Origin of the sequence: Phenylobacterium aquaticum (assembly GCF_947378715.1) — a bacterium.
GTDB classification, from domain to species: Bacteria; Pseudomonadota; Alphaproteobacteria; order Caulobacterales; family Caulobacteraceae; genus Phenylobacterium; species Phenylobacterium aquaticum_A.
Genome location: NZ_CANCLE010000188.1, coordinates 1 through 6,958, shown reverse-complemented (window position 1 = coordinate 6,958; position 6,958 = coordinate 1). Strand labels below are relative to the sequence as shown.

7 protein-coding genes are annotated in these 6,958 nt (G+C 68.5%); 2 read left to right on the top strand and 5 right to left on the bottom strand.

The window, feature by feature from the left end; translation table 11 throughout:
* The 3 genes from Q7P21_RS18210 to Q7P21_RS18200 are packed head-to-tail and all read right to left on the bottom strand — an operon-like array spanning position 1 to position 2,676.
* Entirely contained in the window at positions 1 to 387 is a 387-nt protein-coding gene (locus Q7P21_RS18210) for a nuclear transport factor 2 family protein (protein WP_304170266.1), read from the bottom strand.
* Between the two features lie 11 nt (positions 388 to 398).
* A complete protein-coding gene (locus tag Q7P21_RS18205; protein ID WP_304178513.1) occupies positions 399 to 1,157 on the bottom strand; it encodes an SDR family oxidoreductase in 759 nt (252 codons plus the stop codon).
* 40 nt (positions 1,158 to 1,197) lie between these two features.
* A complete protein-coding gene (locus Q7P21_RS18200; RefSeq protein WP_304170264.1) occupies positions 1,198 to 2,676 on the bottom strand; it encodes a carotenoid oxygenase family protein in 1,479 nt (492 codons plus the stop codon).
* A gap of 161 nt (positions 2,677 to 2,837) precedes the next feature.
* Here Q7P21_RS18200 and Q7P21_RS18195 point away from each other — a divergent pair, with 161 nt between their 5' ends.
* Entirely contained in the window at positions 2,838 to 3,299 is a 462-nt protein-coding gene (locus tag Q7P21_RS18195) for a limonene-1,2-epoxide hydrolase family protein (protein WP_304178503.1), read from the top strand.
* Positions 3,300 to 3,302: 3 nt separating this feature from the next.
* Here the strand turns inward: Q7P21_RS18195 and Q7P21_RS18190 are convergent, their stop codons facing one another.
* Entirely contained in the window at positions 3,303 to 4,511 is a 1,209-nt protein-coding gene (locus Q7P21_RS18190) for an acetyl-CoA C-acyltransferase (protein ID WP_304178493.1), read from the bottom strand.
* 93 nt (positions 4,512 to 4,604) lie between these two features.
* Positions 4,605 to 5,432 carry a creatininase family protein gene (locus tag Q7P21_RS18185; protein WP_304170261.1) on the bottom strand — a complete coding sequence of 276 codons (828 nt, stop codon included), beginning with the start codon at positions 5,430 to 5,432 and terminating at the stop codon, positions 4,605 to 4,607.
* 149 nt (positions 5,433 to 5,581) lie between these two features.
* Between Q7P21_RS18185 and Q7P21_RS18180 the strand changes: the two genes are divergently transcribed.
* On the top strand, positions 5,582 to 6,784 hold the full coding sequence (locus tag Q7P21_RS18180) for a TetR/AcrR family transcriptional regulator (RefSeq protein ID WP_304178482.1): 1,203 nt from the start codon (positions 5,582 to 5,584) through the stop codon (positions 6,782 to 6,784).
* Positions 6,785 to 6,958: the final 174 nt, after the last annotated feature.

Below are 6,958 nucleotides of genomic sequence, written 5' to 3'. Positions count from 1 at the left end.
TCAGCGGCCGTGGGCGCGCAGCTGGGCCGACTTGGCGCTGTCGATATATTCGTCGAGGCGGGTGATGACCCCGTTCTCGATCCTGACCACCACGCAGGCGTCCATGGCCCACTTGGTCCCGTCCGGCAGGGTGGCTTCCAGCACGTGCTGCTGCATGAAGCCGTCGGGCAGGGCCTCGAGCCGGGTGACCCGGTAATTGCGGTCGGGCAGGGCGCGGATGAACCAGTCCAGCACCTTCATGTTCTGGTCGACGGTCTGCTCGATGCCGTCATTGTTGTGCCAGAGCTTGGCGTCCGGGTGGTAGCAGGCGCGCACCGTGTCGGTGTCGCCGCTCTGGATCGCGCCGACGAACTTTTTGGCGAAGGCGATGTAGTCTTGGCTGGTCATGGGCGTGTTCCTCAGCGTCCGGTGGTGACGCGTTCGCCCAGCAGGGAGCGGCGCATGGCGATTTCGAGAGCCTTGGGGTCGCGAGCCAGATTGGCGCGGACGTCCACGGCCATGAAGTCGGTGTCGACCTCGTCGGCGCCCTTGCGGATCGCCTTCAGGCCCGCCTCGGCGATGGTGGCCGGGGTCTCCTTGAAGCCCTCGACATGGCTGGCCATCCGGGTGTCGACCGAGCCGACGATCAGGGCGGTGACCGAGGTGTTCTGTGGGGCGAGCTCGGCGCGGACGCAGGTGGTCATGGCCCGGCCGGCGAACTTCGACGGGCTGTAGCCGCCCATGCCGGGCACGGCGACGATGCCGCCGGCCGACAGCACATTGGCGATGGCGCTTTCGGCGTGGCGCGCCAGGATCGGGGCGAAGGCCCGGCACATGGCCAGGGGACCGAAATAGTTGGTCTCCATCTCGGCCCGGGCGAAGGAGAGGTCCGGCGCCTTCATCAGGGTCTGCATGGAGAACTGGCCGGCGTTATTGACCAGGATCGAGACGTCCTGGCACTGGGCGGCGGCGGCCTCGATCTGCTCGGGCTTGGAAAGGTCGAGCTGGACGGCCACGACCTTGCCCTGGCCCTCGTCGACCAGGTGCTGGGCATTGGCCGGGTCGCGGGTCGCGACATAGACCTTGGCCGCTCCGGCCGCGAGGAAGGCCCTGACGAACGCTTCCCCGATACCCCGATTGCCGCCCGTGACCAGGGCTATGCTGTCCTTGATGTCCATGGATCTTTTTCTTTTTGACTGAAGTGCTTAGGTCGAAAATCTAGGCTTCGTGCTTGCCGTTCCTGATAAATTCGCGGTCGGCCCAGACGCTGTGGGTGCCGCTGGAGATCTTGTGCGGCAGGGCGATGCGGACCACCGGCCCGGCCTCGAAGTTCTTGCAGTCCACCAGGATGCATTCCGAGGTCTGGGTGTTCTCGTCGATGATGAAGCTGACCAGATAGCCGTCGTCCTCATCCTTGGCGTCGATGCGCGGGACGAAGGGGCTTTCGCTGGCATAGCGGCCCTCGGGCAGGTTCAGCTCCCAGGTCTCGCCGGTCTCAAGGTCGTGCTTCACATAGCCGTTGAACAGGAACCAGCCGGGCTTGGTGCGGGTGGAATAGGCGTAGCGATAGGGCTTGCCGGCATAGCGCTGGTTGAACATCCCGAACTCCAGGATGCGATCGTCCATGTGGTGCTCGCGGGTCTCGCCGGTCTTCAGGTTGAAGCGCCAGCGGTGCAGCTTGGGAATGAAGCTGTGCTCGTCGACGAAGGCCATCATGTGGGCGTAGCCGTCCGGCGCGTCGGCCAGAGGGCGCGGGGTCGGCTTCTCCTGGAAGTAGCCGTCCATGACGATCTCGTCGCCCTCCTCATAGGCGTTGAGGAAGTGCAGGATGTAGGTCGGGTCGGCCTCGAACCACTTGATGTCCTTGGCGTCGCCATAGCGCGGGATGACCGCGAAGCGCGACGGCATGCCCCGGTGCTCGCGCACGGCGTGGACGTTGCGCTTCAGCAGGTCCTCGTCCCAGAACACCGGCAGGTCGTTGAGGATCGAATAGTTGGCCGTGAAGGCCATGTCGTGCGGCAGGCGCGGGCCGGGCAGGGGCACGGGGGTGTAGTGGACCAGCTTTCCCGACTTATCGACCACGCCGTAATGCATGTAGGGCGCGGACTTGGAGTAGTTGAAGAACAGGAGTTCGCCGGTGGCCTCGTCGATCTTGGTGTGGGCCGAGACGCCGTCCAGCGGGCCCCAACTGGCGACGCCGCCCTGCTCCAGGGTCTCAGGATCCAGCCAATAGGCCTCGCCGCACTGATAGAAGGTCGAGACGATCTTGCCGCCATGCACCACCACGTCGGTGGAGGAGGCGTCCTTCAGGCCGCCATGGGCGCCGAAGCCGGGGCGCAGGGAGACTTCCGGCCCGTCCATCAACCCGCCCCACAGGGACTGGCCGGCTTCCTGCTCGGCCTCAAAGCCGCGGGTGCGGACAAAGCGGTTGCGATAGTCGGCCTTGCCGTCCTTGAAGCTGATCATGTGGATCATGCCGTCCCCGTCGAAGGGGTGGTAACGGCCGAGCGGCTGTTGCACCGGGTTCTCGGTGTTGCGGACATAGAGCCCGTCGATGTCGGTGGGGATCCGGCCCTCGATCACCTCCAGGTCGGTGGCGTCCACCTCCTCGTGCAACGGCGTCCAGGCGCCGTTGAGATAGGGGTGGTTGCTGGGCCGCAGCGAGGTCTTCACCGGCGGCAGGCGCTCCATCTTCATGAGAGCTCTCCGAATCTGGTTTCCACGGCGTCGAGGCCGCCCTTGAATTCAACCTAGCACCATGGTCTTGTTGTGCAAGTGACCGGAGCGGCTGCGACGCGAATTCTCGCGGGCGGGTTCGCATCCGGCGTGGTCTCGCTGTGAAGACCCTGGAGGACGACATGAAGCGTTTCGTGGGCGCGCTGGCCCTGGCTCTCACCCTGGCGACCGCCGCCGTCCCCGCCCATGCGGCCGATACCGACGCCAGCCGCATCGCCGTGGCCAAGGACATGATCGCGGCCTGGAAGAACGCCGACTGGAAGCACGCCGCCGACCTGTTCGCCGAGAACGGGGTGCTGCATTCGATGATGGCCGAGCCGGTGGTCGGACGCGCGGCGGTCTATGAGCGGATCGCCGGCCTGGGCAAGGGCGCGCCGGCCGGGGTGGTCCTGGACGTGACCCACATGGGGGTCATTGACGGGCTGGTGTACATGGAGCGCACGGATCGCTTCGTCTACAACGGCCATGCGGGCGCGGTGCCGGTGGTGGGCGTGCTCGATATCCGCGACGGCAAGGTCCAGGAGTGGCGCGAATATTACGACCGCGCCGAGCTGCTCAAGGAAATGGGCGTGGGGCCGAAATAGGCCTCAGCTCACCCGTTCGAAGACCATGGCGGCGCCGACCCCGACGCCGCCGGTGGCCACCACCAGGCCGGTCTCGGCGTCCAGCTGGACCATGTCGCTGAGCAGGGTGGTGGCGAGGACCGCTCCGGTCGCGCCCATGGGGTGACCCATGGCCAGGTGCCCGCCATTGGGATTGACCCGGCTCATGTCGGGACCGTAGTCGCGCTCGAACAGCACGGGTGCGACCGCGAAGGCCTCCATGAACTCGATGGCGCCGAGATCGCGAACCTTCAGCCCGGCGCGCTCCAGCACCCGGGTCATGGCGGTGAAGCCGGCGGTGAGCTGCATGATCTTGTCGTCGGCGCTCTCGGCCACGGCCCGGATGCGGGCCAGGGGCTTGAGGCCATGGCGCTGGCCGGCCTCGGCCGTGCCGACCAGGATCAGGGCGGCGCCGTCGGCGATCGGCGGGCAGTGGGCGACGGTGTGCAGATGCTCGACCTTGGCCATCTCCGGCTTGTGGGCCAGCATGATGGCGTCGAACCCCTGGGCGCCGGCCGCCGCAAACACCGGGCCGAGCCGGGCCAGGGTGGCGCCGTCGCCGAAGTCGCGGATGTTCTCGTCGCGGTCCAGGGCGATGGAGCCGTCGGCGGCGGTCACCGGGATCACGCGGTCGCCGTAGCGGCCGGCGGCCCAGGCGGCGGCGGCGCGCTGGTGGGAGCGCATGACGGCGGCGTCGAGGTCGGCGCGGCTGACCCCTTCGCGGGTGGCCAGCAGATCGGCGGCCAGGCCGGGCGGGGCCCAACCCATGGTCCCGGCCAGACCCATGTCCGAGTAGTAGTCGGCGTTGTCGGTCATGAAGGCGACCTGGGACATGCTCTCCACCCCGCCGGCCAGGGCGAGGTCGACCTGGCCCGAGGCCACGCGCCGGGCGGCGTCGGCCAGAGCGCTGAGCCCCGAGACGCAGAAATTGTTGATGGTCAGGCTGGGCAGGCTGTCGGGCAGGCCGGCCTGGACCCGCGCTGCCAGCGCTACGTGACCGCCCTGGGTTCCCACCTGGGTGACGCAGCCCAGGGTGAAGTGCCCGGCGGCGTGGACCGCGTCACGGCCGTTGCGCTGTTCCAGGGCGCGGGCCAGCTGGGTGAGCATCTGGGCGGGGGTGACGCCGGCCAGCGACCCGTCGGGCCGGCCCTTGCCGCGCGGCGTGCGCACCGCATCGAAGATATAGACCGACATCGGGCCGCTCTCCCCATTCGCCCCGTCCTGGGCTTTGGTGGGTCTTGTAAACGAAGTCGGTTCGGCTTGGCGATAGTCGACCGTCGCGGCGGATCACTTCGCCGCGACGGGCGCCGCCGTGTCGGCCTGGGCCAGGTCACGCTTCAGCTCCTCGACGGCGAGACGCACCCGCAGGGCGCCAAACTTGCGACCCATCGCGGGCGTCGCCCCGCGCGGGTCGCCGGAGAAGCCCTCCGCGCTCAGTGGGCCATTGCCCTCGTCGGTCAGGTCGCCGGGATGCAGGGTGGTCGGACGCACCAGAGCCGGGGCCACGGCCCAGGTCTCGGCGGTGTCCCAGAGGCCGCCATGGCCGCCCGACGTATGGCCGCTGGCGCGGATCTGCGCCTCGATCTCGGTGCGGGCGCGGGCGTAGTTGTCGGAGATGAAGAACACCCGCACGCCCTGGGGCGCGAACTCGGCGTCCAGCTTGTCGGCCAGGGCCTTCAGCGGCGCCTGGCTGGGGCCATGGTCGCCCAGCAGGGCGACCCGCTTGAAGCCGCCGCCGATCAGACTGCGGGCGACCTGTTCGTTCACGGCGGTGAAGGTCTCTGAGGTCAGGGTGATGGTGCCGGCGACGCCCTTGAGCTTGTCCGAATTGGGCGCGAAGGGCAGGACCGGCGCGACGATCGCGTTGCCCAGCTGGCGGGCGATTTCGCCGGCATAGGCGTGGGCCCGCGCATTGTGCTTGCCGTAGGCGACGCTCGGACCGGTGGCCTCGGTGCCGCCGGTGAAGATCAACGCCACCGGCCTGGCGTCGGCCAGCCTGGCCTGCAGCTCCGGCAGGGTGAGATCCTCCATATAGACGGAGGCCGGCGCGGCCTGGGCCTGGGCCGCCAGCAGGGTCAGGGCCGCTGCCGCCGCCAGGATTGTTCGTCCGCCCATGCCGATGCTCTCCAAGTCGCGCCGCTGAGTGAGCGTCGCGGGGCGACGGCGTCAAGCGCCAAGCCGGCGCGCCGGGGCTTGCGGTCAGGCTCCGCCCCCATAAGATCACCGCCGCTCAGAGGCTGAACGCCCGGGCTGGGGGGAGACCGATGAACACCCGCACGCCGACGCGCCGATTCGAGGCGCGCCGCGCCGCCATCGTCGCCTCGGCGATCGAGGTCATGAACCGCAAGGGCGTGCGCGGCATGACCCTGGGCGAGGTCGCGGCCCGGCTGGATCTCGTGCCGACCGGGGTGATCTACTACTTCAGGAACAAGGAAGCCCTGGCCCAGGCCTGCTACCTGAACGGCGTCGAGCGCTTCAACGCCCTGATCGCGCAGGGCGAGGCTGGAACGGACGTGGCCGAGCGGCTGACCCTGTTCCTCGACGCCTATTTCGCCTTCCGCCGCCAGGTCGCCGAGCATCGGGCCGAGGATGTGGTGTTGTTCAACGACGTGCGGGCCCTGAACGACGCCACGGTCAACGCCGCCTATGTCGAGCTGTTCCGGGCCATCCGATCCCTGCTCGTGGCGCCAGGTGCGGAGACGCGGAGCCGCAACGCCCTCAATGCCCGCGCCCACATGTTGTTGGCCGAGGTGCTCTGGTCGATCGTCTGGCTGCCCCGGCGCGATCCCGAGGACTATGGCTGGGTGGCCCGGCGATTCGGATCCATGGTCTGTGACGGCCTGGCCGCGCCCGGCGCCCGGTGGGACCCGGTTCCGCTGACTGACCTGATGGCGGCGCGGCGCGAGGATTCGGCCGAGCTTTTCCTCTGCGCCGCCACCGAACTGATCAATGAGCAGGGCTATGTCGGCGCCTCGGTCGAGAAGATCTCGGCCCGGCTGAACGTCACCAAGGGCGCCTTCTATCACCACAACGCCGCCAAGGATGACCTGGTCCAGGCCTGCTTCGAGCGCACGCTGGAGGTGATGCGGCTGGCGGTCCGCCAGGCGGAGGCTGTGACCACCAGCGGCTATCAGGCCCTGGCCTCGATCGCGGCATCCCTGGTCGAGTACCAGGTGTCGGGCAATGCGCCGCTCTTGCGCACCTCGGCCCTGACCCTGGCGCCAGAGGCGATCCAGGGGCGGCTGATCGCCCAGTTCGACCGGCTGTCGGAGCGGTTCGCCTCGATGATCTGTGATGGGGTGGCGGACGGGTCGCTGCGTCCGGTCGATGTCAATATCGCCGCCCAGATGTTCACCGGCATGATCAACGCCGCCGCCGAGCTGCGGGCCTGGACCCGCGACCTCACGCCGGCCGAGGCGGTCGAGCTCTATGTGCGGCCGTTCTTCGAAGGGCTGGCCGGGGCCTGAGCGCCGGGAAAGCCCGCTCAGTTTGCCCGGGGCTGAATTTACGGCATAATGAGTGCCATATTATTCCGCGATCGAGGTTCCGCCATGCGACTGGTCCTGCGTCTGCTGCTGGGTGTGATCGGGCTCGCCGCCCTCATGCTGACCGCGCGGCTGTGGCTTGATCCGGCCATGGCG